Consider the following 24101-nt stretch of genomic DNA (forward strand, 5'->3'; position numbering starts at 1 on the left):
GTATGTTACGTATTTTAGTTTTTATTTCCTTCGTTTCAATTGTATTTTTTTCCTGTAAAGAGAATCCGCCGACTTATGGCGATGTGCTCGCAAAGGGTTTTGAGCAAAAATCCTATAAAGAATTTGATACGACCGCCTATCTGAAGGTATTCCATGAGGTGTATGGTAAACAGAAGTCCAAACTGCATAACCCGAGTTGGATGAAGGAGTTGTCTGATTCTACCAAGGGGATGACTTTAATCGCTAGCCATCTATTCGATGGCAGTATTGATACGCTATTGAATTATTTTGAACGAAGCGAAAAACATGGGATTCGTAGTAGTTACTTTCACACAACAGAGATCAAGGAAACTTTATTTTCTCTTCGCAAACTGAAGCCTAAGGATGTAGCGGAATCTTATCCGCTTCTGGCCAAATTGGATCTTTTAGGGACAGATGGATTAGTGGCTTATGTAAGCAGTATAAAATATGGTGTAATTAATCCAAAACGTTTGTACGGAAGGTATTTTGTTCCTCAAAAACGTATGAACTATGCTGGCGTTGTGCATCTATTAGATAGTGTGGAGATTGGTCCATTAATGGCTGGTATTCAGCCAAAAAACCAGTATTACATTCAATTTCAGGATTTGTTGGAAAACGGTAACTTGGATAATGTGCAAAGAACGAAAGTGCTGATGGTGCTGGAAAAATTACGTTGGATGGGTGAGTCTTTCCCCGAGAAATATGTTATTGTTAATATTCCGGAACAGCGACTACACATCATGGAAGATGGAAAAACCAGCCAATTGATGAATGTATGTGTTGGTGAAACGGATAATCCGGCATATACCCGTAAAGGTGAAAACCATGAAACTCCGGTCATGCAGGGTATCTTGGATGCCATGCAGGTCAACCCTGTATGGAATATCCCGAGTAGTATTGTGAAAAAAGAATTATTGGCAAGTGTACGGAACAATCCTAACTATCTAGCTTCACGTAATATGGTGGCATATTATAAAGGAAAGCAGGTGGATCCCAGTACCGTAAATTGGCAATCCGATTCGGTGGAGAAATTCCGTTTTAAACAAAATCCGGGCTCAGACAATTCGTTGGGTAATGTGAAATTTTTGTTTGAAAATGCTTATTCGATCTATCTCCATGATACACCTGCCAAACAAATGTTTGGACAGACCAACCGCGCTGTCAGCCATGGTTGTGTGCGCGTTGAAAAACCTGTGGACCTGGCCGGTTACCTGGTCAATAATGAAAAGCAGGCGGAGAAGATTGCAAAAGAGATTACAACGGATTCTATCACCAAGTCGCGTTGGGTAACTCTGAAACGTCAGATGCCTGTATACCTGACTTATTATACCACCTGGCTCGATGATGATGGTAAATTGGTTTCTTATCCAGATATTTATGGATATGACCCACGTTTGAAAGAGGCAATGAAAAAATATTGGACAAATTAGAAAAAAGACCTAACCGGAAGACGGTTAGGTCTTTTTTTATCTTAGTATTCGGAGTTGTAGGCTAGAGCTAAACGGATAAAAGGATAATCTTTATTGACATTGTTATGGTCTTGGTAATGACCTTCAAGTCTAAAATATCCGGAGTGAAGGTTGACCCCAAAGTTTTTCCAGATCCGTACAGATGCACTGGTGGATGCGGTATGAAGATAGTGGTGAGATTTGTTGCCACTAATCGTGACGAAATATCCCCCACGGTAATCTATACCAAATTTGAAGCGATTGAGCGTACTTAGTGTTGCTGATGCCCGGACATCTGCTCCGGGGCCATAATCGTAGGTACGACTTTCGCCAAAATGAAGATAGGGATCCGGTACTGCGGCCAGTACGACTGGGCCACCACCCAGAATGGTGGTCAACTTGGTCCGTTTACTGATGTTATAATTGGAAAAAATATTGTAATTGATGCTTTGTGATCCATAATAGAACGCTTCATTACGCAAAAAGTCAAAATGAGCGGAAACGATACCACGATGTCGGCCTGTTAAATTGGATAATATTCGATTCCCATAGAGAGAAGCGTAAACATTAACTGCATTGACCATAGAGCTGTCATCTGATCCAATCTCAAGATTTAGAAAGAAGTCGTCAAATGGTTTCTTTTTATCGACATCATCGTTGTTGTAAATCAGTTTAATGCGCGCGTAGATGTCATTCTTCCCCCGGCTCAGGACATTATGCTCCTTGGCATCAAATCTGCGGATCCCCAGCTCCACTTCGGTATGAACCAAAGAACTGTCAACCACGGCACCTTTGGTTGTATTTCCCCAACGGCCATCGAGCAGTCGATTTAAACCATTCATCGGATTGATCAACATCGCCAAAATTTCTTTTTTATTACGTTGTCCTTTTGTAAGACTTGGTCTGGCGAGTATATGGTGTGAAAGACGATGAGTCATCTCACCGAGAATTGTTCCGCCAAAACTGGTATTGATAATATCGTTGATCGAAGGCGGTTCTGTCTCGCCTGCTGTCTCCCAGATATAACTTCCTACGACTGTCGCAAGCGTAGATTGTAGGAAACTAAAATTGTTGGATCGGAATGAATTGAAATAGAACTGACCATGGTAGGGGTGCGCGATCTGATTTGTAGCAAAGAGATTGTCATCCCAGGTCCAAGCGGAAAACTTCAAATGACTGACGAAATTTTTGAAGGAAATATGGGAGACAGGATCTTTCCGTATGAAGTAATTGACTGATGCGGGTATGGCCTGAATCGAAAACCATTCGATTCCAGCCCGTAGAAAGTTTTTCTTTTGATAATTTACGATACTATCGGGTAATTTGGCATTGATCCGATCGGAAATCCATTTCGTCTGTTGTATGGATACGGTGATGCTATCCGTCATTTTTTTCGAGGGGCCGATCGGAATTATGCTGTCTGTTGATGATTTTAGCTGCGTACTGTCTGTTAGCAATGAGGGATTTAAGATTGAAAATGGTACGACAAACTGACTTGTATAAGTGGATCCGCTAGCTGTGGAATTAGCAAAGACCAAGGTTCCAAAAAGAGTAGTAAATAGATTTATAAATAAAAATAAAATAGAACGATATGTACCTGAATGCTGTTTCATAAGGGCTAATATACTGTTTTGCAATAAAACTTGTAATGAATAACAAATAGTTGTTAAAAGTGTTTTTAGGATTGTGATTTCTTTGTGTTTTAGCAGCGCATAGCTTGCTGATTTGCGGTACGGATTGTTACCTTTGCAGGGCTTTATAACTGTTCAACTGATTTTGATATGAACAATACCTTTGAATTTTTTAATGTGCGATCCATCAATTTTAAGAACGAGCTATTTGCTGGTTTGACGGTTGCCATGACCATGATACCGGAATCACTTTCATTTGCAATATTAGCGGGCTTGCCTCCTCTGACGGGGCTGTATGCGGCCTTTTTAATGGGGCTTGTGACAGCTGTTTTGGGAGGAAGACCGGGTATGGTATCTGGTGGCGCCGGTGCGACTATTGTCGTTCTGATGGCGCTTGCAGCAAGTCATGGTATCGATTATCTTTTCGCTGCTGTGGTCCTGGCAGGTCTATTGCAATTTTTGGTCGGTCTTTTTAAATGGGGTAAATTTGTTCGGCTGATTCCGCAGCCCGTTATGTATGGTTTCTTGAACGGATTGGCCATTATTATTTTCATGGCACAGGTTGTCCAATTTAAAGTGAGCAGTGGAACAGGTACAGCATGGATGTCGGGGGCGACACTATATATTATGGGGGGACTTACATTGTTAACGATGTTGATTGTGATCGGTTTTCCCCGGCTGACAAAAGCAATTCCTGCTTCGTTAATCGCTATTTTAGTCGTTTTTGGTCTTGTTTCCCTGCTGGGTATCGAAACCAAGAAGGTCGTGGACATCGCTTCAGTCAGCGGATCACTGCCACATTTTCATCTGCCCAATGTGCCCTGGAGTTGGGAGACATTGCAATTGATCTTTCCATATTCCCTAGTGATGGCTGCTGTAGGACTTGTTGAGTCTCTTTTAACCCTTAATATGGTTGATGAAATTACAGCTAGCAAGGGGGACGCAAATCGTGAGTCCATGGCGCAGGGGATAGCAAATGCGATTAACGGATTTTTTGGTGGAATGGGGGGATGTGCTATGGTGGCCCAGACGTTGGTGAATCTGAATGCCGGTGCACGGACCCGACTATCTGCTTTTATCGGGGCCATAACAATCCTAGTGATTATCCTGGTCGGTGCTCCTTTTATTGAGCAGATCCCAATGGCAGCACTTGTCGGGGTGATGATGATGGTGGCGATCGGAACTTTTCAATGGGTGAGTTTCCGGATCATCAATAAATTTCCGAAATCAGATATTTTCGTTGGTATTCTTGTTGCTGGAATAACAGTGTTATTGCACAATTTGGCTTTAGCTGTACTTGTTGGTGTCGTCGTGTCTGCATTGGTTTTTGCCTGGGATAATGCAAAACGGATACGGGCCAGAAAATACCTCGACCAAGATGGCATAAAGCATTATGAAATATATGGTCCTCTTTTTTTCGGATCTACCGCGAATTTTTTGGATAAGTTTGATATCTCTGAGGATCCCGATCGCGTCATTTTGGATTTTAAAGAAAGTAGGGTGGTGGACATGTCTGCTGTGGATGCGTTAAATAAAATCACAGAGCGTTATGCTGCACAACAGAAGAAGATAGAGCTTTGGCACCTCAGTGAGGATTGTCGCTCTTTACTCAAAAATGCAGAGGGAATCGCTGTCGTTAATATTATGGAGGATCCGACTTATCAGGTAATGCCTGGTAAATAAGCTATTTCTTCCTTAATGCAATGAAAAGCTCACTACCTTGTCGTTGAGGTATGCTGTTAAAACAGTCCTCCATTTTTAAAATATCAAAGGCTACCTGAAACAGTCGTTGATATTCCGTTTTGTTTCCGCCAAAGGGTGGGCCTGTTGGTTCAAATGCTCTGTTAAACAATAAACCTGCAAGGATACCATGTGGATGGAGCAGATCGGTTATTTTGTTGCGGTATTTTTCGCGTAAATGCGGATCTAATGCACAGAAAAAAGTCTGCTCGAGAATATAATCGTATTTTTCGCCATGTTCAAAAAAATCTTCGCAGATAATCTGGACCGGTGCAGCTTCGCCAAACTCTTTTTGAACCTGATTGACTAATGTTGGCGCGATATCAAGTAAAGTAATGTTTTTAAACCCTTTGTCAAGTAGCGCTTTCGCTTCGTGTGCATTTCCACAGCCAGGGATCAAAATAGAAGCGTCTTTGGGAATCATCGTTTCCGCATATTCGATTAATGCCGGTGAGGCATAACCAATATCCCATCCGGTCTCCCTGTTTTTATAGCGATTGTCCCAATATTCTTTATCCAAATCCAATATACCCATCTTATTATACGCCTGTTAAATCAAGCGGATACAAATTAAGGAAATCTTGTGTAATACGGCATTATTTTTGTTTTTTTTACCTGAAAATCTGTTCCTAAGATCAGCAATAATGTCAATAGAGATGATGAAAAATAATTCGCTTTATTGTAGGTTCTTAACATTTTGTTTTTAGTCTTTTAAAACAAAAAAACAACTTTCGGATTTATATGATGTATTATTTCAACTAAAGAACGATTGTTATATGTTACTTAATAGGAGGATCTCCGTCTCATACTTTTTAAAGACCATTCAGACTGATCTGGTTCGAATTGTATTTTTTGGCTGTCTGGTGGGCCTACTGGCAAAACACAAAGACTTCCTCACTTTGGAAATTCCCTTATCTTTAATAGCCATCGTTGGTACAGCCATATCGCTTTTGTTGGCTTTTCGAACTGCGCAATCTTACGATAGATGGTGGGAAGCCCGTATCGTTTGGGGCGGAATTGTCAATGATTCACGCAGCTTAATTCGTCTTTTGCAGACTTTTATCATTAAAGATCAGGACATCCATCTAAAAATGTTTGTTGAAAGACAGATTATATGGAATTATGCCTTGAGCGAATCGCTGCGAAAGGAGCCGTATTCAAAACGGGTAAGCGACTATTTGGAAAATTATCAAATCAAGGACACCAATGCTGTTTACGGAATTTTAAATGCGCATGGAAAGCATTTGCGTTTATTGGCCCAGGAGGGGTTGATTACTGAATTTCGGCAGGTTGCTGCGGACGAGATTCTAACACGGTTTTCGGATTCAATGGGGCGATGTGAGCGCATAAAAAATACGGTTTTTCCGGTGTCCTATGGTAAGCTGATCCATTTTCTGATTTATCTATTTGCGCTCTTATTACCCTTTAGTCTGAATGATGATGTTATCTTGGTCAAAATGCTGCTGACGATCGGAATTCCCATTATTTTTATTATTATCGAACGTACTGCCATCTTAATGCAAGATCCTTTTGAAAATAAACCCATGGATACGCCGATGACAACGATCTGCCAGACCATTGAGATGAATCTATTGGAAGCTATTGGCGAACCCACTCCAAAACCAACTGCACCTGCCGAGCAATTCTATTATATTCTTTAATTGGTTGATCGTAAATTTTAGTTGTAATCGGATAGCTTTATCTCTAGATTTGGTTTAATAAAGTTATCCGATTATAGAGTTTTGGTGTTGAGCCACTTTTAGGTGATTGGGCTCCTGGCTATTGCGGTGTTCGCAATGTCTTAATCACGGCAGCAAATTCTTCCTGTTCATAGCCCGCATCTTTTGCTCTTTTGAGCCAATTTGCTGCAAACTGGGGGAATTCAGTATTTATTCCACTTAATTTTGCTGTTGCAAGGATTCTTTCTGTTGCCTCTACGGAGATGGCAAGTGGACTTTGGGAAAGCTTAAAATCTCCGCTGCTGATCACAGCACCCTCATGCTTTAAAAATTCACCCATTCCCGGAGCAATTTCTGCGATGATATTGCCATATTCCCTGACGTCAAAATTTTCCGATTCAGCAATTAAAGCACCATGTAGAAAACCTGCTGCTGCGCCGTAGATATAGGAAAGTGTAGCTGTATCCATGGCTGCTGCTGCACCAATATTTTCGCCTAGATATTTTAGATTTCCACCCAGAATTTTCAATGTATCTTCGATTTCAAGATATTTTCTGCTATTGCCCGAAAACAGTATTGTTGTATCCGGCTGCGCCATCTGTTCTGGCGCCACCTGTATCGCTCCATCAAGGTAATCGGCAGTTTTACCATTAAACCAGGTTTCGCTTAAACGTGCTTCCTGCGATGTACCTGTAGTCAATTGCACAATGAGTTTACCCGCTAATGTATTCCCTGTTTCGATTGATGAAAAAAGATCATTCGCTACCGAATAGTTATGAACGATAACAACACTCACTGGGCTTGCCTCAATGGCTTCGCTGATGTTTTTCGCTAATCGAGCACCTTCTTTTACCAGTTTATCTCCTTTAGCTGCTGTTCGATTGAATACAGTGACCTGAAAACCTTTTTGTAGATAGAGCTGTGCTATTTTTATACCCATCGGACCTAGGCCGATAATGCTGATTTGATTTTTCAATGTCTCCATGTGTTTCTTTATTAATCTTTATACAACAAATATGAGGACAAGCCGGTAGGCTGGCAATAAGGGAAAAAGGATTCACCCAGGGAAAAATTATTCCCTATGGAATTGCAAAATTCAGTAGTTTTAATGAAAATTATGAAATTATGTATAGTAGAAAGATTCCCGAAGATCTTGATTGTGGCATAGTCGTCACAATGAAAATACTTGGTGGAAAATGGAAAGCCTGTATATTGGATGGTATCAACAAAGGTATAAAACGTCCCAGTGAATTGCATCGTGCTATTCATGATGCAAGCCCAAGAGTAATCAATATGCAGCTTCATGAATTGGAACAAGCTGGTATTATCGTGAAGAAAATTTATCAAGGACTTCCACTGAAAGTCGAGTATAGCCTGACTGACTTGGGGATTAGCTTATTGCCAGTCATAGCAATCATTGATAAATGGGGTATTGAAAACAACCATTTGGTTGAAAATTTGAGAGAGCAGATTGTAGGCTGATACTGAACCCTGAAAATCATGAAAACAGACATATTGTAAAAGGATGATAGCGAATTGTAAATAAATCTATTATTGTGGCGGTAGTGAGCTAGCTTTATCCCAGCAGTCAGATAAAATAAGACCTGTTCGGCTTTTGATAAGGGTCAATTTGAAAAATAGCCTGCTTTTAATCCAGAAAAGATAATTGTATATGAAGCAGCCACTACAAGCTGAAGCCTTTAACTTTGATCGAATACTTTCGTATAGCTTATATGCCGCTTTGATTTCTTTTGTTCTTGTAGTAGTCAGTGCCTTATTGTCTCACTACTTTCAACCACTATGGAATGCCGTGTTCATTGTAGGGATTCCTTATTTTTTTTTTGTAACCAAAATAAAATCGAGCGCAGATGATATGATTTTTAAGGAAAACCAAATCATTGTGAACGGGAAAAACATAGCTATTCAAGATATTGAATTCTTTCGCATATTTGATTCGTTAAGGTTGTATTTTGTCTTACGAATAAACTTAAAAACAGGCCAGCAGTATATTCACTACCTTCCAGTTTCAGCAAAGCAAGATCTGGAAAACTATTTTGAAAAAGAGGGGGTAAGGAGCAGTAAGGGATCTTTTGATTTTATTGCCAAATATTATTCCTTATTGTATGTTTTACCAGTCATAATATTGCTAGGATTAGCTTATTCATTAGGTACGCAACTGTATTATTATTTGCAATATTGATAAAATAAGGATTTCATAAAAACGGATGAAAGTAGTAATGAACAAACTGTAAGGGCTGAAAACGCTTAAATTAAGTCAATTCCTGTACGAGTCTAGCTCAGGAACTTGTAATTGATAGACGGATATTCATTGGGTTCGGGCGAATATTAGACCAGTCTAAAAGTGGTGCCTGCTTATTCTATATTTGATTGTTGGGTTTGTTATCTCAGGATACTGCTACAACAACAGAATGGTTTAATTAAGGTATTACTTTTAATGATAATAATATGAAAACAATGAAAATGACCGTGATGACACTGCTAACAGCTGCGACATTTGCGATATCAAGTTGTGGTGGTGGAAAGGATCAACCGGCAACTCCAATTAATGCAGATCAATTTGAAAAACTAAATCAAAACAAGGATAATGCTGGTAAGCGCTTTAGTTTAACAGGATACCCTTACCTTAACAGTGATGTAACAGTCCGTAGCGATATGGAAATTGCTGTTTCGTTGTATTCCGAACCAAAAGGAAAAGGTGATTATATCGGTAGTATAGATTTGGGGTATAAGGACAATAAAAACGGAATGTATATCCCAGAGAAGTTCACAGCAGATGATTTGCAGGTTTTTGATAATGAAGGAAACAGTCTTGGGATAAATGATAAAATTACCATTTCTTTCGAGATGGATCTGGATACCAAACGTCCACCAAGAACGGGTATTAAAAAATTGGAAAAAGACGAAAATGGCAATCCAAAGATGGTCGAACAGAAACCTACATACTATGGAGATGGGCCATCTGATATAAAAATTGAAAAGGCGAAATAGTCGATTTTCATGCGTTTTTGAGGCAAAGGGATCATAAATGAATCATGTTATATTTTAAAATTTGAACGTCATGTTAGCACTGGAAAATTATAAAATACTGTTGCTTGTACTATTTGCATCGCAATCTTGTGGGAATAATGGCCAGAAAACAGGGGGCGACACATCTCATCTGGTTGATCATCATGCTGAAATCATAACATATAAAAGCGATTCTACCAATGAATTGGTGCTGAACTTCAGGGATCATAGTTATTTTTATAAGGAAACAAACCTTCCCCTGAAATCGGGGGAGGATGTGGGCTATGAGAATCAATCCAGAGGGGCCTTTGTAATTAAAAATGATACCCTGACTTTTTTCTCTCAGATGCCATCGCAGATCGATGTTAAAACAGATTGGTCTACGAGTACGGAATTTCTCCCCTTATATCAAACCAATGAGGAACTTGATACCAATAGCGTGAAAATATACTTTGACAATATTGCCGAACCACAATATTATCGGGCATTTGAATTAGCTAATGGAAGAGTTGAAAAATTGGCGGTGAAAGCCTGTGTAACAGATGGAGACTTTGGTTGGATAAAAACGGAAAACGACCAGATTCCATTGTACCAATATTTAATTATTGAAAAACCTAAAAGCAATAAGCTTTTAATCATAGACAGTGTGAATACAGCGCACAGTTATTTTTTTGACTTTGATCATATTCCTTTTCGTTCATTCCACTTTTTTACAAGAGCTTATTGGAGTTATTACGATTTTACAGGACTGACATTTGTGCTTGCGGACAACAGACTCAAATTAACAGAAAATAATAGGTTAGGACGTTATCAGCATTCTAATATTAATCTGACCTTCTTAAAACAATGAAGTATTACAGCTGTTAAGAACATTAATTCTTCTTTAAGCATGGGTTAATGATATAAGTAATACGGATAAAAAAGGTAGATTTAAGCTATGAATAAAGAACAGCATTATTTGGATATAAACAGAGCGTCCTGGAATAGTAGAACGGATTTACATCTCAAGTCAGAATTTTATGATCTCCCGGGTTTTCTTCAGGGGAGAAGTTCTTTGAATGAGATTGAGCTAGATCTGCTCGATGATATTCAGGGGAAAACAATATTACATTTGCAATGTCATTTTGGTCAAGACGCAATTTCTCTGAGCCGGCTCGGTGCTGAAGTAACTGGGGTCGACTTGTCCGATAAGGCTATTGAAAGTGCGCGAAAAATTGCTGAACAGACAAATGCCGATGTTCGTTTTATCTGTTGTGATCTATACGATCTGCCGAATCATTTGGATCAGCAATTTGACTATGTTTTTACGAGTTATGGTACAATCGGCTGGTTGCCTGATTTAGATAAATGGGCAAAGGTTATTTCCAGATTTTTGAAGCCCAATGGGAAATTTGTGTTTGTTGAGTTCCATCCTGTCGTTTGGATGTTTGATGATAATTTTGAAAAAATAGGTTATCGATATTTTAATTCAGGAGCTATTATAGAAACTGCAAACGGAACTTATGCGGATAGAAATGCGGCTATAACAGAGGAGTATGTCATGTGGAATCACGGTATAAGTGAAGTGGTCAATAGTCTGATAAAAAATGGACTGCAAATCGCGCAACTTGATGAATTTGATTATTCCCCCTATAATTGTTTTAACGGGACGATTGAATTTGAAAAGAATAAATATCGGATTGAACTACTTGAGGACAAAATTCCAATGGTCTATGCTATAGTGGCCATAAAGAAGTAACATCTGAGCGTTGGACGACCAAAAAAAGGAATTATGATAAAGGTATTTATAGCGGGTGCAACAGGATGGGTGGGAACTGAGCTAAGCAAAAAGATAACGCAGGAAAAGGGCTTACAATTGGTGGGTGGTCTGTCCCGCTCCAAAGGTGGTGCTGATTTAGCAACAATTTTAAATCTGGGAGACGGGCCGATTCCATTATTTGATAATATAACAGATGCGCTTGATCTAGTGGATTTTGACGTGATGATTGATTTTACCAGACCAGAAATTGCCAAGAGCAATGTTATTGCAGCATTAAAAAGAGGAAAGCGGGTTGTGTTGGGAACTTCGGGGCTAACAGATGCTGATTTTAAAGAAATCGCAGCGGTGGCAGATGGGCATCATACGGCAATTTTAGCTGCCGGTAATTTTGCAATCACTGCAGTGCTTCTACAGAAGTTTGCGGAAATTGCGGCTAAGTTTATCCCACATTTTGAAATTATTGATTATGCTTCCGGGGATAAGCCTGATGCCCCAAGTGGCACCGTAGCTGAACTTGCATATCGCCTTTCCAAAATTCAGACACCAGAGTTAGCGGTAGCAATTGATGATACCGTCGGACGGAAGGATGCGCGTGGAGCAAGCATAAATGGTATACAGGTGCATTCTGTGCGTTTACCGGGACATATTCTTGGTGTTGAGGCAATATTTGGTGAAAAGGACGAAACGTTGATCCTTCGTCACGATGCAGGCAATGGCGCAGAACCGTACATAAAAGGGATTTTGATGGCTGTAAGTAAGTTGTCGACCTTTGAGGGCTTGAAGCGCGGATTGGACGCCGTAATGGATATATAGAAGCGAAGATATCGAATAATCGGGATTAAAAAATTAGCTTATTTTATACTAAAATAATTAGTATAATACTGTTTTTTATTTTTATATTTACATACTTATTTAGCATGTGAACACTTATTCGTAAGCCTATTTTGGATATTTAGGAGAGGTGTATGGATGCTCCAATGTGGTTAAGAGCTATAGATAGGCTGACCATACGGTTTGACAGATTAGACTAAATTTGAGTTAGATGCCATGGAAGATACGATTGGACAGTTAAATACAGCATATAAAGGACAGATTTTCCGCATTACATATCAGGAAAGAGATTTTCAGATTCAATTGTTGAAAAAGTGTCCGACAAAAGAAGAAACAGAATTGGATATTCTGTTAGATGGTCTATTGCAGACTTTGGTTAAGAACAAAGAGAGATGGTCTTTTCAACAGCATGAATTGGATCAGGATCTTGCAAATCATATCTGGCGGGCCATCTCTCTCCGGTATAGACTTTGATAAGAATCAAAGTGCCTCGGTTACTTATTTTTTAATTTACGCCAGGTCCAATAAGTTCAGTGGTAAGGCCTAAAAATCTCAGTAGATTTTTACTGTCAAAAATTAAAGTAGCATAATGTTTTCCCTTTTTAAAGGTAAGTTTTGAACCACCTGGAAAGGTACTTCCTTCCTCCATTTTTTGCGTTTTGGCTGCATATTTACTGAATTTAGCTGCGCTTTCCTTAAGTGTGGTTTTGTTCATCACAAGATTAAAAGGCAAGCCCTCGACAACAAGTGCTTGATCTTCTGGGATATCAAAAAAGATTTCATTGATGGTATTATTTTTTCCAAGACTGGTATAGAGTTCCAGACCGGAATTGGTCAACCATTTGGCATATTTTTCTTCATTGGCATCTTCATAGTAGACCGTTTTCGCATTTAAAGCTGCTTCGATTTTTTGCACTGTCTGTGGGAAAATAAATTCTGAATCCTTGTTTAGGAGCGATTTTATTCCTGCATGGTTTTGCGAGAAAACGCTCATGGTCAATAGCAGGAAGAACATATTCAATGTTAGTGTTTTTATCATCATAGTGATCAATTTTAAGTTCTGGAAAATACAATAATTAAAGATATTAAAAAATTAATCAAATTCATTTCGTCTTTATGGCATTGAGATATATCCTGATATCCTGTTCGAGTTTTATAGGGTATGTATAACCCAATTTATTTGCTAGTTCCCTGCCAATTTCTGCGACAAGATCGGCCATTGCGAATAGCGCCGTCCAATTTTCATTGATATCGCCAGCTGAAAAAGTCCGCATTACTTTTCCCCAGGTTTGCTCGGTCAGGTATTTTTTAAATAGGCGTCCATGTTTATTGGTTGTGATATTCCAATCATGCTGGCTAGCGATATACCACTCAATCAGCGGTACCAGATAATCGGTACGTATATTGTTTTCGGACATAAATTTTGCATAAAAAATATCCTTTCTGACAAGACATTTGGCGACATAAGTACAGTCCCACCAAAAATCATTGAGTAGCTGTCTGAATTTTTGCTCGGTAGGTTTTTTTATGATTGACACCCGATAGGAGGGTTTTTGGATCTCTTCCGTTATCCCCTCTTTGTCAAGGAGTACTTGATAACCAATATCCCAATCTTCACATAACGGGCTTTGGCGTACCTCTTCCAAAAAATTAGGCTTACTATATAACTTAAAATCAACTTTTATGTGATCTGTATATAAAACCATTTTCATGGCATGTTTGCTATCAAAGTAGCTTTCATCCTCTTCAATCATGGCTATAGGAGAGCCAAAGTTATTTAGCCAATTCTTATCGGCGACATACGTGGTATTGTCATCAAATACAAGTTCGATGTCTAAATCACTTAATTCATCAACTGGTGCCAGTGGATTTACCAAGGAGCTGGTTAGGAGAACTGCCCGAATATCCGTATTGTTTTGTGCCCAATCCATAATCTGCTGTAATTTTTCTGCTCGAGTTTGCATATTTTTAGTTTATTTATGGAGAATAATCCCGTTCATTTCTAAAGAAGCACGACTTACGGCCGTTGGCTTCGCAAAGGTGTCGGAACGACTAACATTAAAAATATACGAAAAATTTTTGTTTACCGGACAAGAGCATTTATTAATCAGCATGCAGAAGATGGCTGTCATCCTATTAAGCTTTTATTGATTTAAAGCATAGTCGATGAAAGCTATACAATCATTTTTAGGTAATTTGTAAGATTGGATTGACTATCCAGACCGAACTTCTGTTTGATTCGGTATTTGGCATCCGTACACTTTTGGGTTCTACGTGAAGTAAGTTGGCAGACTTCGCTTTCTGGCAGTAATTTGGTTATAAATCAAGTTGATAGCAAAAATAGAGGGTGAAGATTAATGTCAAAAACATGTGGGGAGACATTAGTTCTTGAAATAGAGATTATAAATGATTACTAATGACGGCATTATTTACTGGTATTAGTTTTTTATTGCTTTAATTTGCATTTTTTGCAATATTATGCAATAATATGCTTCTATTTTGATTTATTATTGATAGTTTTGTACGACTAAGCCTTGACAAGTCTATCGCTATACTATTTTAGTTTATCTCAAATTATATGGAAATTAAATCATTACCCATTCGTCCGGATACAGCGAGAAATGCTGTCAGGTTTATCTTTTTTGTGTGTGGGTTGGGACTCGCCAGTTGGGCACCTGTCGTTCCTTATGTTAAGCAACGGCTTGGAATAGATGATGGTGTATTGGGACTTTTGATGCTTCTTATCGGCGGCGGAGCTCTTTTTATTATGCCATTTTCGACCATCCTTATGAATAAATTTGGAACAAGAAAAATTATCTTTCTTTCGGGCATCACACTCGCATTGATACTGCCGATGTTGTTAATTGCTAATTCCATCATAACAATGGGGATTACACTATTCTTTTTTGGTATGTGTATGGGAGGAATAGAAGTTTCCGCAAATGCGCACTCTATTCTTATCCAGAAACTCTTTGATCGGCCGATCTTATCCGGTCTGCACGGTATCTTTAGTGTGGGAGGATTAACGGGGTCGCTCGGATTAGGACTGTTGATAAAGTTAGGGTTTCAGGCTACCTATGCCATGTTATTGATCTCCTTACTGATCGTTGTAATTATGTTCGTCATGTACCGTAGGTTGTATGCGCATGATGATGAAATACGCATTAATAATCATCATGATGACAAGAAAATGGCTGCAGGTCAGTCCAAATGGGCTGGTTGGTTCAATTTGCATGTTTTATTTCTGGGCATGCTCTGTTTTTGTGCTTATCTGTCCGAAGGTTCAATGCTGGATTGGAGTGCGGTATTTTTGCATGAGGAAAAAAATGCACCGCTTGAAATTGCGGGGATAGGATATGCTGCCTTTTCCATTGCCATGGCAACAATGCGACTTTTTGGCGATGTACTTGTTGTCCGGTTAGATCATCGGGTTGTTGTGGTCGGAGGGGGACTCTTAGCGGTATTCGGTTTGCTGGTAGCTGTTTTATCACCTTCTTATTGGGGTGCATTAGCCGGATTTATCCTATTGGGCTTTGGTGCCGCTAATATTGTTCCGATTTTATTTAGTCATGCCGGAAATTTAAAAGGGGTTGGGGCATCAGCAAGTATTCCGGTTATGTCTACATTGGGTCACTCGGGACAGTTGTTGGGCCCCGCCTTGTTGGGTGGAGTTGCCCAATTTTATGGAATTTCAGTCTCGCTTATCGTCGTTGCTTTTCTTATGCTTTCACTTTCCGTGTCTTATTGGACTTATTGGAAATTCCAGGCTAGAAGATAAATTCTTGCAAAACTATAGCTGGGCAATTACCTCTTGTGATTGGCCAGCTATAAATACTCAGTTGAACGTTTTATTTTGCAGGTCAGCAACAAAAAAACGATATGCATCAGTCCAGTTCTTCAACCGTTCAAATCGGTGCTCATTGACATTGTGAAATGTATTAAACATAAGCCCTTTTCCAGAAAAACTGTCTAGATTCTTTAGATGATCGTCAATAAGAAAATCGGTGTCGATAATACCTTTATTCCCACAGAATACGATGTTCTTCCACGAAATAAATGGAAAATATTCCTGTAGCCATTCCCGTTTCTCTAAAAGACTATTGGGAAATTCCATTGCGGCAGATACGACAAAAATCTCATAATAGTTTTGTAATTCCTTCACCACGTCTTGTGCATCTTGTGCAACAGGAATACTACGGAAAAAACCTGGTGTATGCAAATACCGTAAGACTGCCGTCTGATCAGGTAAACAATCTGCTTCCTTCAGCCCTACGATATCGTTTTCATTTATCCGTATACCCGTTTCTTCAAAATAATGTGAAAGATAGTGCCGTTGGATGTCTGCAAGTACACCGTCCATATCAATGGAAATTGTCTTTTTTATCATAAGTTTTATCTTTATTATTGCACAAATGTAATTATATAATTGCAAAATATTGCAATTATAGCAAATTTTTGCAATTTATTTTATTCTGGTAAATCTATATATTTGTTCCTATGCTAAAGTACGATCGTCTGCAAACCATTTTAGATATCACCAATAGGGAGGGCTCGGTTTCATTTCAAACCTTGAGCAAAAAGCTTTCGGTATCCGAAGATACCATACGGAGAGATATCAAGGAATTGAATGACCGGGATCTTCTTCGCGCAGTACGGGGTGGAGCTCACAGCATTGTGCAAAAAAAATATCATTATCGTGATCGCGAGAAAGCAGGGTTGGAACAGAAAAAGATTATTGCACAAAAAGCTTTATCATTAATAAAAGATGATCAGGTACTTTTTTTCGATGGGGGTACATCTATCCTGGAGTTGACTAAAATTTTACCAAAGGATCTTAAAGTCACTATCATTACAAATAGTTTTCCTGTCGCGAGTGTGATCGAAGACCATCCTTTGATCGATATCATATTTTTGGGAGGCCGACTTTATAAGTCCGCCTTTACCACTTTTGGCAATACTACGTTGGAAAGCATTGCCAATTTTAAAGCTGATTTATACTTTTTGGGCGTTTGTTCAATTACTCCTGAAAATTTGTCCTGTAATTATCAGGAAGATGCTGAAACGAAACGTGCAATGATGAAACAGAGTGTTCGCATCGTTGGATTGTGTACTTCCGATAAATTTGATACGGAGTCAAACTTTATCATCGATAAAACCAAAAAGCTTGATATCATTGTGACAGAACATGAATCAACGAGCCCTCAGATGCGTAAATATATCGCTCAGGGGATTGAGCTGCTTTAGACAAACAATGATGTCGCAGTTTTTTTGCTACATCATTGTTTGTTATCATAGCTATTTTGCGGCTTTGATCTGAATGTCCAATGTAAATTCGTCCTCAATAGCCCGATTCCCGAGGTCAGAGAAAAAGCTGGCCGAACGATATTGGATATCAAAATCCAATCGATTTACCTTTACACCTAATGCTTCAGCCGAAAGTCCGTCAGCGGTGCTGGTTACCTTTGCGGGAAAAGATATCGCTTTTGTTTTGTTTTTAATGGTAAGATTCCCTGTGATTATTGGAGTAGCCTTGCTGTTATCCACTTTGCTGATAACGAATTTTGCTGTTGGATACTTCGGTACATCAAAGAAATCTTCATTTTTAAGATGGCCAGTTAGTTTTGGCGCATCAGTACATGCCATCGAATTCATATCAATGGTAAATCCACCACCGGTAATTTTACCTTTATCTGTTTGGATCGTTCCGTCTTTCAAGGCAATAGTACCAACATGACCACCGACGACTTTCTTCGCATCCCATTTGATTATTGATGATTGTGTACTGACTTTATACGTTGTTTTTTGCGCAAAAGCAAAGGAAGTACTGCAAATAATAGCAATGAATAATAAGGTTCTTTTCATAGAGATGATTTGTTTAAAATCAAATATACAAGAAAGTAGGCATATTCAAATGAGTAAGGTAATGATTATATAAACGATAGTTTTAAATCAATGATTGTAACCATTCCTAAAAAAAATGGGTAGATTTTTATGACATGATTTATTCTGTAAAATTAGGAAATATTAGCTCCTAACCCGTATAAAGTTGGCCAGGAGGGGAGCTTATCCATTGTAGGAATATTATCTTTTAAGCGGTCCAATATATTTATAGCTATTGATGAATATGCCAGTCGGGGTTGCCTTTGAGTCGAGGAAGACAAGTTCCTGGGCGTACACCTTATCTGAGAGTAGGCGCTTGCCATGTCCCAGCAAAACGGGGTAGGTAATGAGCACCACTTCGTCGACGAGACCCTGCTCAAGTAATAGAGAGGTCAGTGTAGAACTACCTACAACAATCAGATCGGGACCATCCATTGACTTGAGGGCATGAATCGCGGCGACAATGTCTTCTTCCAAATTTTTTACTGGCCCCCAGGTTAGACTGTCGGGACGGTGTGTTGCGACATATTTCGTTGCAGCATTTATGGCATTGGCCATAGGGAAATCTCCCGCATTGGGCCAGAAGCCACTAAAGATATCATAAGTCTGACGACCTAAAAGAAGGTCGAAGTCTGAGCCATATGCCTGAAAGAGCATTTCCGCTCCTGCGGGACTTCTATAGGCAGTTGTCCATGCGCCATAGGCGTAATCTCCATCGTGTTCGATGATGCCATCAAGGGAGATGTGTTCGAAAATTCTGATCTTTCTCATTGTTTCAAGTGTTTGATTATCAATTCAAATTTAGTGAAGTTTAGAAGCACGGATGAGGTGCAATTGCGACAATATAAGGGGGTAAAACCTTTATGTCAATCTGCTGTTTTTAGTAATAATTACGAATTGTCCGAAGGTCGATTTAATATGATTTACGAACAAAATACGGAAATGTATAAAAATATGTAGAACTTTAATCCTGCAGATACCGGTGCATGTGGATTTTAAATCTCCCTGTGCCAACGGTACATTCGGCGATGTAAAAAAAGATACGCGTATGGAATTTTCACCTTTCAACAACGTTGTTAAACTTTGTCTTCAGGGTATGAGTATGGAAGAAGCCAAGCATACTGAAGAAGCCCTTAGCTTATTTATGCAAGCTTGGAACGAAGCCACAGACGATCACGAACACTTTCTTGCGGCTTATTATATTGCTAGGAATCAAGAGGCTATTTCCGACAGATTGACATGGTTGGAGGCGGCCTTGAGCCATGCATTAAAACTAAATGATGATACGGTTAAGAGTGCTTTGCCAAATCTTTATTTGAACCTGGCCAAATGCTATGAAGCGCTGGGGGATAGTGATAAGTCTCATGGATATGCTGATTTGGCTGCAGTCTTGGGTGAAAAACCATCAGATACCGGTCCTTTTTATCATGGTACAAGAGCTGATTTACCAGTGGGTGCGCTATTGACAGCGGGAGGTAATTCCAACTATCAATCTGAACTTACCATGAATCATATTTATTTCACCGCATTAGTTAACGGAGCCGGACTCGCAGCGGCTTTGGCAAAAGGCGATGGTCGCGAACGTGTTTATATTATTGAACCAATGGGAAGCTATGAAAATGATCCAAATCTAACAGATAAAAAATTCCCAGGTAACCCGACGCGTTCTTATCGTTCCACAATGGCATTGAAAATCATCGGTGAAGTAAGCGACTGGGTCAGACCGAGCCCCGAAGAGCTTCAGCGGTTCCGTGAACGTGTGGCGAAGGGCAATGGAGAAATAATCAATTAAATGCAAGAGGCATATTACCTGTCCAATATTTAGATAATGCTAGATTGGTGCTTCTAAAGAAAGCTCATGAAGATGATCAGGGGCTATGAGATTGATTTTGAAAGGGATTAAAATTTGAAAGGGATCAAATTGACTGTTCAGAGCGGTTGACCAAGAACATTTTGCGATTTTCATTGTTTGTTCAATGTCAATAATGCCTGAAAGATTCTTTTTTTCGGACAAATCCCCATTAACTTCGCACAACGTGGTAAATGGATCTTATTTATTGATAATTTGGATCCAATTGGTATTTTATAAAAAACAAAAGAATGATTAAATCGAAAGGTTACGCGGCGAAGGACGGCAATTCCCCGCTTGAATATTGGGAATTTGAAAGAAGAGAACTTGGCTCAAATGATGTGCTAATCGATATCTTGTATAGTGGTATTTGCCATTCAGATATTCACCAGGTGCATGATGAGTGGGGTGGGACACAATATCCAATTGTTCCGGGGCATGAGATCGTTGGCCGCATCAGTGCGGTAGGCAGTGCGGTGACCAAGTTTAAAAAAGGTGATCTAGCCGGTGTTGGTTGTATGGTGGCATCCTGTGGTGAGTGCGATAATTGTAAATCGGATCAGCAACAGTTTTGTTCGGAGAAGAAAACGGTGTGGACTTATAATAGCACGGATGTGATGCACGATCACTCTTGCACCTATGGTGGGTATAGCGATAATATTGTGGCTGATGCAGACTTTGTCTTACATGTGCCGGAATCGCTTGATATCAAAAAGGTGGCTCCTTTACTTTGTGCGGGGATCACCACTTACTCGCCCTTGAAACGATGGAATATCAGCAAGGGGCATAAAGTTGGCGTGCTAGGGTTAGGTGGTTTAGGCCACATGGCAGTGAAGATCGCTGTCGCCATGGGAGCTGAAGTTACGATGATTAGCCATTCGCCCCGTAAAAAAGCAGATGCGGCGCTGTTAGGTGCCCAGAAGTTTTTAAATACGCATGAGTCTTCGGAGTTGAAGGAGTTTTCAGCCTATTTTGATTTTATCATAGACACCGTATCGGCACCTCATGATTATAATCTCTATTTGGCATTGTTAAAAACCAAAGGTGTATACATCTGTGTTGGTATCCCAGCAGCGCCAATGGAAATTAACGGACGATCGATTATGGGAGGAAATAAAATTTTGACGGCTTCAAGTATTGGTGGTATACAGGAAACACAGGATATGCTTGATTTTTGTGCTGAACATAATATCCTTCCAGAAACCGAATTGATTGACATTGATTATGTGAACGAGGCTTACCAACGTGTATTGGACAGTGATGTAAAATACCGGTTTGTCATTGATATGGCTTCATTAAATAAATAGTGTCAACAACATAAAAAAATAGGAGTCGTCCACTATTGAAGTGAACCTCAAAAGTTAGACGGATTAACAAAATTAAGTTTTTTGTACTAGAGCTCGGTATTCCACCGGGCTCTTTCCATTTAACCTATGTTTTATTCTTTAATTTTGCTTCCTTAAGTCTCTTTCTAAATATTCATTTCTAAAAGGATTCACTTTTATTTTTTAATCGCTTTTTCTCGAAAAGCTTTCCCTAGCCTGTTTGTCTGCGGTCGAAAATCTGCTATTCTGTCGATCTGTATTTATTTCTGATTTTCTGGCTCGTATCTTTAAAACCTTTTTTAGTTTTTATACTGAAGCTGCTCGTTGTTTTGTTTAAACTGCTCTTTTCGATCGTTTTAGCAAAAAATGGTGCTCGATAAAAATGATAATTTGTTGCGCATTGTGTCAAGATTGATGATATATCTCCAAAAAAGGAAAAACAGCAGGTTTCGGATTTTTTACCTTGATTGATAGGCCTAATTTTGAGCTGTTGAAAATTATCGTCATGGAAAATATAGTATCTAGATTGCTGGCCAGGGATTGGACAGTCATCACCAGGGAACTACATGATAAGGGCTTTGTGATTGTACCTGATCTATTAAATCAAGTCGAATGTGATGAACTGGTTGCAGCTTACGGTGCTGACAATAGGTATCGAAAAACTATTGTCATGAAGCGTTATCGCTTTGGTTTGGGGGAATATAAATACTTTCAATATCCCTTGCCCGAGCTGATTACGACAATAAGGGAAAAAGTATACGCATTGATTGCACCAGTCGCCAATCAATGGATGGAGGAGCTTAATATGGACCGAAGATTTCCGGCTTCGCATGCTGCGATGCGAGAACTTTGTCAGCAGCATGGACAGATGGAACCTACCGTCCTTATTTTAAAATATAATACAGGCGGATTTAATACGCTACACCAGGATCTATACGGTGAAATTTACTTTCCCATACAAATCGTATTGCTGTTGGATCAGGTTGATCAGGATTATACCGGTGGTGAGTTTGTTATCACGGAACAGATACCACGGGCGCAGTCTAAGGTTAATGTCTTAAAACCCAAGCGCGGCGATATGATCATCTTTACGACTAATTTTCGCGCAGCGAAAGGCTCCAAAGGCTATTATCGGGTCCATATGAAGCATGGTGTTAGTCCATTGCACAAGGGTCAGCGGCATAGCCTTGGGATTATATTCCATGATGGTCTTAGCTAAGGATAGGAGATTCTTGCAGGTAAAAAATAGCCCATTTAAATTATAGGTATGTATACAATAGAACAAAGATTAAAAACGAAACAATGGGATGTTATCCTTGACGAATTGATCGACAAGGGATTTGCGGTTGTTCCCGATGTTGTTGATGAACAGGAATGTGCTCAATTGCTTGGTGAGTTTAAGGCCGAATATCGCTATAGAAAGACCGTTGTGATGGAGCGGTATCGTTTTGGTCGGGGTGTTTATAAATATTTTCATTATCCACTGCCCAGCATATTGACCGAATTAAGGGAAAATTTTTATGGTTATCTGATGCCGCTAGCCAACAGATGGATGGAAGTCTTAAAAATAAATGTGCAGTTTCCGCAGATGCATAAGGATTTTATAGCACAATGTAAAAATAATGGTCAGGATAAGGCTACAGCCTTAATTCTCGGATATGGTGCTGGCGGATTCTGCGCCATGCATCAGGATCTTTATGGAGAGATTTTTTTTCCAATGCAGCTTGTTCTTTTTTTAGATGATATTGATACAGATTATACAGGCGGAGAATTTATTTTAACGGAGAATATACCGATGGCTCAGTCCCGTACACATGTCGTTAAGCCCAAAAAAGGTGATATTATTGTGTTTACGACTAATTTTCGTCCGGTTAAAGGGGAAAGGGGTTACTACCGAGTAACTATGAAACATGGGGTATCGACCATTCATAGTGGCGAACGCCATACGTTAGGCCTGATCTTTCATGACGCTAAATCATAAAAACTAATCCCAGTCAATGGTCAGACATATAGATTTAGGAGGGACAGCGGCTGACAGAAAGAGGTCCTTAAGTTCCTGCATTCGAAAGGGTGAAATTACCTTGGGCGGATATAAAAAGGCTAAGATTTACGGTCGTCTAAACTGTGCCACGGGTAAACGGATGAAAGTCGAACATCGTGTTTTCTTTCGGGATGAGGCTGATGCCGTCAGCCATGGATATAGACCATGTGGTCATTGTATGCGGGAAAAGTACAAGGAGTGGAAAACTAAGCAGCAGGGTCTGGAGCATGCTTAAAATAAACGCAGATCTCCGTCTGAAAATTTGCAAGCACATTTTAGTTTGCCAGATGAAGATCGTTAAAGGAAAAGTGGAAGTCGTGTCGCGTTGACAATTTCTTTCATGACAAAATAGCTTTCCATATGTCTGATTCCTTTAATCGTTGCAAGCTTATTGAAGTTAAATTCATGATAATGGTCGACATCTCTGACCATAACCTTGAGCTGATAATCAAAAGCTCCTGTCACATGGAAGCATTCGACCACTTCCGGAAATTTCTGTATTTCTTCCATAAATAGCAAAGCACTTTCGTTTGAATGCTTTTCCATACTGATCGATACAAGAACCATCAGGTTCAGGTCCAGTTTTCTTCGATCCAGCAAATATACCTTTTGTTTGAGCACAGCTGTAGCCGTCAACTTCTTAATCCGTTCGTATACAGGAGTCATGGATAAGTTGACTCGATCGGAAATTTCCTTGTTACTCATGGTGGCATCCTGTTGCAAAAGGTCCAAGATCATAAGATCTTTTTCATCTAATTTCATTGTTGTAGTAATTTAAATCTAAAAACAAAGGGGTATAAGCCTGTCGTTGGAATAGTAAATCTAAAAATAATAATATTTCAATATAATTTTACTAAAATAAGTTTAATA

26 protein-coding genes are annotated in these 24101 nt (G+C 39.4%); 17 read left to right on the forward strand and 9 right to left on the reverse strand.

Annotated features, from left to right (window positions below; all coding sequences use genetic code 11):
• Window positions 1-2: 2 nt before the first annotated feature.
• Window positions 3-1451 (forward strand): L,D-transpeptidase family protein, encoded by a 1449-nt coding sequence (locus LC454_RS12460; protein WP_223582760.1) that lies wholly within the window; start codon window positions 3-5, stop codon window positions 1449-1451.
• A gap of 41 nt (window positions 1452-1492) precedes the next feature.
• On the opposite strand, the gene LC454_RS12465 is transcribed toward LC454_RS12460, so the two are convergent.
• A complete protein-coding gene (locus LC454_RS12465) occupies window positions 1493-3082 on the reverse strand; it encodes a DUF3943 domain-containing protein (protein WP_223582762.1) in 1590 nt (529 codons plus the stop codon).
• Window positions 3083-3250: 168 nt separating this feature from the next.
• Here LC454_RS12465 and LC454_RS12470 point away from each other — a divergent pair, with 168 nt between their 5' ends.
• Window positions 3251-4783: a SulP family inorganic anion transporter gene (locus LC454_RS12470; RefSeq protein ID WP_223582764.1), complete on the forward strand. Its 1533-nt coding sequence runs from the start codon at window positions 3251-3253 to the stop codon at window positions 4781-4783.
• A gap of 1 nt (window position 4784) precedes the next feature.
• On the opposite strand, the gene LC454_RS12475 is transcribed toward LC454_RS12470, so the two are convergent.
• A complete protein-coding gene (locus LC454_RS12475) occupies window positions 4785-5375 on the reverse strand; it encodes a methyltransferase domain-containing protein (RefSeq protein ID WP_223582766.1) in 591 nt (196 codons plus the stop codon).
• A gap of 241 nt (window positions 5376-5616) precedes the next feature.
• Between LC454_RS12475 and LC454_RS12480 the strand changes: the two genes are divergently transcribed.
• Window positions 5617-6501, forward strand: a complete 885-nt coding sequence (locus tag LC454_RS12480; RefSeq protein ID WP_223582768.1) for a bestrophin family protein — start codon at window positions 5617-5619, stop codon at window positions 6499-6501.
• A 118-nt stretch (window positions 6502-6619) separates the two neighbouring features.
• On the opposite strand, the gene LC454_RS12485 is transcribed toward LC454_RS12480, so the two are convergent.
• Window positions 6620-7504 (reverse strand): NAD(P)-dependent oxidoreductase, encoded by an 885-nt coding sequence (locus LC454_RS12485; RefSeq protein ID WP_223582770.1) that lies wholly within the window; start codon window positions 7502-7504, stop codon window positions 6620-6622.
• Window positions 7505-7644: 140 nt separating this feature from the next.
• Between LC454_RS12485 and LC454_RS12490 the strand changes: the two genes are divergently transcribed.
• From LC454_RS12490 to LC454_RS12520, 7 genes are all read left to right on the forward strand, one after another.
• Window positions 7645-8001, forward strand: coding sequence for a winged helix-turn-helix transcriptional regulator (locus LC454_RS12490; RefSeq protein WP_120259152.1), 357 nt, complete (start codon window positions 7645-7647; stop codon window positions 7999-8001).
• A gap of 190 nt (window positions 8002-8191) precedes the next feature.
• Window positions 8192-8719, forward strand: a complete 528-nt coding sequence (locus LC454_RS12495) for a hypothetical protein (protein ID WP_223582772.1) — start codon at window positions 8192-8194, stop codon at window positions 8717-8719.
• Between the two features lie 266 nt (window positions 8720-8985).
• Window positions 8986-9528, forward strand: a complete 543-nt coding sequence (locus LC454_RS12500; RefSeq protein ID WP_223582774.1) for a hypothetical protein — start codon at window positions 8986-8988, stop codon at window positions 9526-9528.
• A 70-nt stretch (window positions 9529-9598) separates the two neighbouring features.
• Window positions 9599-10396 (forward strand): hypothetical protein, encoded by a 798-nt coding sequence (locus tag LC454_RS12505; RefSeq protein ID WP_223582776.1) that lies wholly within the window; start codon window positions 9599-9601, stop codon window positions 10394-10396.
• A gap of 87 nt (window positions 10397-10483) precedes the next feature.
• On the forward strand, window positions 10484-11284 hold the full coding sequence (locus LC454_RS12510) for a class I SAM-dependent methyltransferase (RefSeq protein ID WP_223582778.1): 801 nt from the start codon (window positions 10484-10486) through the stop codon (window positions 11282-11284).
• 33 nt (window positions 11285-11317) lie between these two features.
• Window positions 11318-12118, forward strand: coding sequence for a 4-hydroxy-tetrahydrodipicolinate reductase (gene dapB, locus LC454_RS12515; protein WP_223582780.1), 801 nt, complete (start codon window positions 11318-11320; stop codon window positions 12116-12118).
• A 234-nt stretch (window positions 12119-12352) separates the two neighbouring features.
• Window positions 12353-12610, forward strand: a complete 258-nt coding sequence (locus tag LC454_RS12520) for a hypothetical protein (protein ID WP_120257007.1) — start codon at window positions 12353-12355, stop codon at window positions 12608-12610.
• A gap of 31 nt (window positions 12611-12641) precedes the next feature.
• On the opposite strand, the gene LC454_RS12525 is transcribed toward LC454_RS12520, so the two are convergent.
• Together LC454_RS12525 and LC454_RS12530 are read right to left on the reverse strand one after the other, a co-directional pair.
• Window positions 12642-13178, reverse strand: coding sequence for a hypothetical protein (locus LC454_RS12525; protein ID WP_121127371.1), 537 nt, complete (start codon window positions 13176-13178; stop codon window positions 12642-12644).
• Between the two features lie 61 nt (window positions 13179-13239).
• Complete coding sequence (locus LC454_RS12530) at window positions 13240-14100, reverse strand: AadS family aminoglycoside 6-adenylyltransferase (protein WP_223582782.1); 861 nt, start codon at window positions 14098-14100, stop codon at window positions 13240-13242.
• Between the two features lie 614 nt (window positions 14101-14714).
• On the opposite strand from LC454_RS12530, the gene LC454_RS12535 reads away from it, so the two are divergent.
• Window positions 14715-15914 (forward strand): MFS transporter, encoded by a 1200-nt coding sequence (locus LC454_RS12535; protein ID WP_223582784.1) that lies wholly within the window; start codon window positions 14715-14717, stop codon window positions 15912-15914.
• Between the two features lie 57 nt (window positions 15915-15971).
• On the opposite strand, the gene LC454_RS12540 is transcribed toward LC454_RS12535, so the two are convergent.
• Window positions 15972-16523 (reverse strand): 5' nucleotidase, NT5C type, encoded by a 552-nt coding sequence (locus LC454_RS12540; RefSeq protein ID WP_223582786.1) that lies wholly within the window; start codon window positions 16521-16523, stop codon window positions 15972-15974.
• Window positions 16524-16633: 110 nt separating this feature from the next.
• Here LC454_RS12540 and LC454_RS12545 point away from each other — a divergent pair, with 110 nt between their 5' ends.
• Window positions 16634-17380, forward strand: a complete 747-nt coding sequence (locus LC454_RS12545; RefSeq protein WP_223582788.1) for a DeoR/GlpR family DNA-binding transcription regulator — start codon at window positions 16634-16636, stop codon at window positions 17378-17380.
• A gap of 51 nt (window positions 17381-17431) precedes the next feature.
• On the opposite strand, the gene LC454_RS12550 is transcribed toward LC454_RS12545, so the two are convergent.
• Together LC454_RS12550 and LC454_RS12555 are read right to left on the reverse strand one after the other, a co-directional pair.
• Entirely contained in the window at window positions 17432-17998 is a 567-nt protein-coding gene (locus tag LC454_RS12550) for a YceI family protein (RefSeq protein ID WP_223582790.1), read from the reverse strand.
• Between the two features lie 219 nt (window positions 17999-18217).
• Entirely contained in the window at window positions 18218-18787 is a 570-nt protein-coding gene (locus tag LC454_RS12555; protein WP_223582792.1) for a dihydrofolate reductase family protein, read from the reverse strand.
• A gap of 607 nt (window positions 18788-19394) precedes the next feature.
• On the opposite strand from LC454_RS12555, the gene arr reads away from it, so the two are divergent.
• The 5 genes from arr to LC454_RS12580 all read left to right on the forward strand — a co-directional run bounded on the left by arr (window position 19395) and on the right by LC454_RS12580 (window position 23466).
• Complete coding sequence (gene arr / locus LC454_RS26625; protein WP_348774950.1) at window positions 19395-19808, forward strand: NAD(+)--rifampin ADP-ribosyltransferase; 414 nt, start codon at window positions 19395-19397, stop codon at window positions 19806-19808.
• Between the two features lie 308 nt (window positions 19809-20116).
• Window positions 20117-21172, forward strand: a complete 1056-nt coding sequence (locus LC454_RS12565; RefSeq protein WP_120257022.1) for an NAD(P)-dependent alcohol dehydrogenase — start codon at window positions 20117-20119, stop codon at window positions 21170-21172.
• A gap of 523 nt (window positions 21173-21695) precedes the next feature.
• The gene (locus LC454_RS12570; protein ID WP_223582797.1) at window positions 21696-22409 is read left to right on the forward strand and encodes a 2OG-Fe(II) oxygenase; all 714 of its coding nucleotides are present in this window, start codon (window positions 21696-21698) and stop codon (window positions 22407-22409) included.
• Window positions 22410-22457: 48 nt separating this feature from the next.
• Entirely contained in the window at window positions 22458-23171 is a 714-nt protein-coding gene (locus LC454_RS12575) for a 2OG-Fe(II) oxygenase (RefSeq protein ID WP_223582799.1), read from the forward strand.
• A 16-nt stretch (window positions 23172-23187) separates the two neighbouring features.
• The gene (locus LC454_RS12580) at window positions 23188-23466 is read left to right on the forward strand and encodes an Ada metal-binding domain-containing protein (RefSeq protein ID WP_223582801.1); all 279 of its coding nucleotides are present in this window, start codon (window positions 23188-23190) and stop codon (window positions 23464-23466) included.
• 62 nt (window positions 23467-23528) lie between these two features.
• Here the strand turns inward: LC454_RS12580 and LC454_RS12585 are convergent, their stop codons facing one another.
• A complete protein-coding gene (locus LC454_RS12585) occupies window positions 23529-23993 on the reverse strand; it encodes an Lrp/AsnC family transcriptional regulator (RefSeq protein ID WP_223582803.1) in 465 nt (154 codons plus the stop codon).
• Window positions 23994-24101: the final 108 nt, after the last annotated feature.

The organism is Sphingobacterium sp. GVS05A (genome assembly GCF_019969845.1).
Lineage (GTDB): Bacteria > Bacteroidota > Bacteroidia > Sphingobacteriales > Sphingobacteriaceae > Sphingobacterium.

Bases quoted from the DNA above. Each gene is read 5' to 3' on its own strand.
- LC454_RS12460 (WP_223582760.1), top strand. From the start codon at position 3: ATGTTACGTATTTTAGTTTTTATTTCCTTCGTTTCAATTGTATTTTTT.
- LC454_RS12490 (WP_120259152.1), top strand. From the start codon at position 7,645: ATGTATAGTAGAAAGATTCCCGAAGATCTTGATTGTGGCATAGTCGTC.
- LC454_RS12465 (WP_223582762.1), bottom strand. From the start codon at position 3,082: ATGAAACAGCATTCAGGTACATATCGTTCTATTTTATTTTTATTTATA.
- LC454_RS12495 (WP_223582772.1), top strand. From the start codon at position 8,192: ATGAAGCAGCCACTACAAGCTGAAGCCTTTAACTTTGATCGAATACTT.
- LC454_RS12565 (WP_120257022.1), top strand. From the start codon at position 20,117: ATGATTAAATCGAAAGGTTACGCGGCGAAGGACGGCAATTCCCCGCTT.
- LC454_RS12570 (WP_223582797.1), top strand. From the start codon at position 21,696: ATGGAAAATATAGTATCTAGATTGCTGGCCAGGGATTGGACAGTCATC.
- LC454_RS12545 (WP_223582788.1), top strand. From the start codon at position 16,634: ATGCTAAAGTACGATCGTCTGCAAACCATTTTAGATATCACCAATAGG.
- LC454_RS12580 (WP_223582801.1), top strand. From the start codon at position 23,188: ATGGTCAGACATATAGATTTAGGAGGGACAGCGGCTGACAGAAAGAGG.
- LC454_RS12505 (WP_223582776.1), top strand. From the start codon at position 9,599: ATGTTAGCACTGGAAAATTATAAAATACTGTTGCTTGTACTATTTGCA.
- LC454_RS12530 (WP_223582782.1), bottom strand. From the start codon at position 14,100: ATGCAAACTCGAGCAGAAAAATTACAGCAGATTATGGATTGGGCACAA.
- LC454_RS12585 (WP_223582803.1), bottom strand. From the start codon at position 23,993: ATGAAATTAGATGAAAAAGATCTTATGATCTTGGACCTTTTGCAACAG.
- LC454_RS12510 (WP_223582778.1), top strand. From the start codon at position 10,484: ATGAATAAAGAACAGCATTATTTGGATATAAACAGAGCGTCCTGGAAT.
- LC454_RS12575 (WP_223582799.1), top strand. From the start codon at position 22,458: ATGTATACAATAGAACAAAGATTAAAAACGAAACAATGGGATGTTATC.
- LC454_RS12525 (WP_121127371.1), bottom strand. From the start codon at position 13,178: ATGATGATAAAAACACTAACATTGAATATGTTCTTCCTGCTATTGACC.
- LC454_RS12475 (WP_223582766.1), bottom strand. From the start codon at position 5,375: ATGGGTATATTGGATTTGGATAAAGAATATTGGGACAATCGCTATAAA.
- LC454_RS12485 (WP_223582770.1), bottom strand. From the start codon at position 7,504: ATGGAGACATTGAAAAATCAAATCAGCATTATCGGCCTAGGTCCGATG.
- LC454_RS12535 (WP_223582784.1), top strand. From the start codon at position 14,715: ATGGAAATTAAATCATTACCCATTCGTCCGGATACAGCGAGAAATGCT.
- LC454_RS12500 (WP_223582774.1), top strand. From the start codon at position 8,986: ATGAAAACAATGAAAATGACCGTGATGACACTGCTAACAGCTGCGACA.
- LC454_RS12555 (WP_223582792.1), bottom strand. From the start codon at position 18,787: ATGAGAAAGATCAGAATTTTCGAACACATCTCCCTTGATGGCATCATC.
- LC454_RS12480 (WP_223582768.1), top strand. From the start codon at position 5,617: ATGTTACTTAATAGGAGGATCTCCGTCTCATACTTTTTAAAGACCATT.
- LC454_RS12520 (WP_120257007.1), top strand. From the start codon at position 12,353: ATGGAAGATACGATTGGACAGTTAAATACAGCATATAAAGGACAGATT.
- LC454_RS12550 (WP_223582790.1), bottom strand. From the start codon at position 17,998: ATGAAAAGAACCTTATTATTCATTGCTATTATTTGCAGTACTTCCTTT.
- LC454_RS12470 (WP_223582764.1), top strand. From the start codon at position 3,251: ATGAACAATACCTTTGAATTTTTTAATGTGCGATCCATCAATTTTAAG.
- LC454_RS12540 (WP_223582786.1), bottom strand. From the start codon at position 16,523: ATGATAAAAAAGACAATTTCCATTGATATGGACGGTGTACTTGCAGAC.
- dapB (WP_223582780.1), top strand. From the start codon at position 11,318: ATGATAAAGGTATTTATAGCGGGTGCAACAGGATGGGTGGGAACTGAG.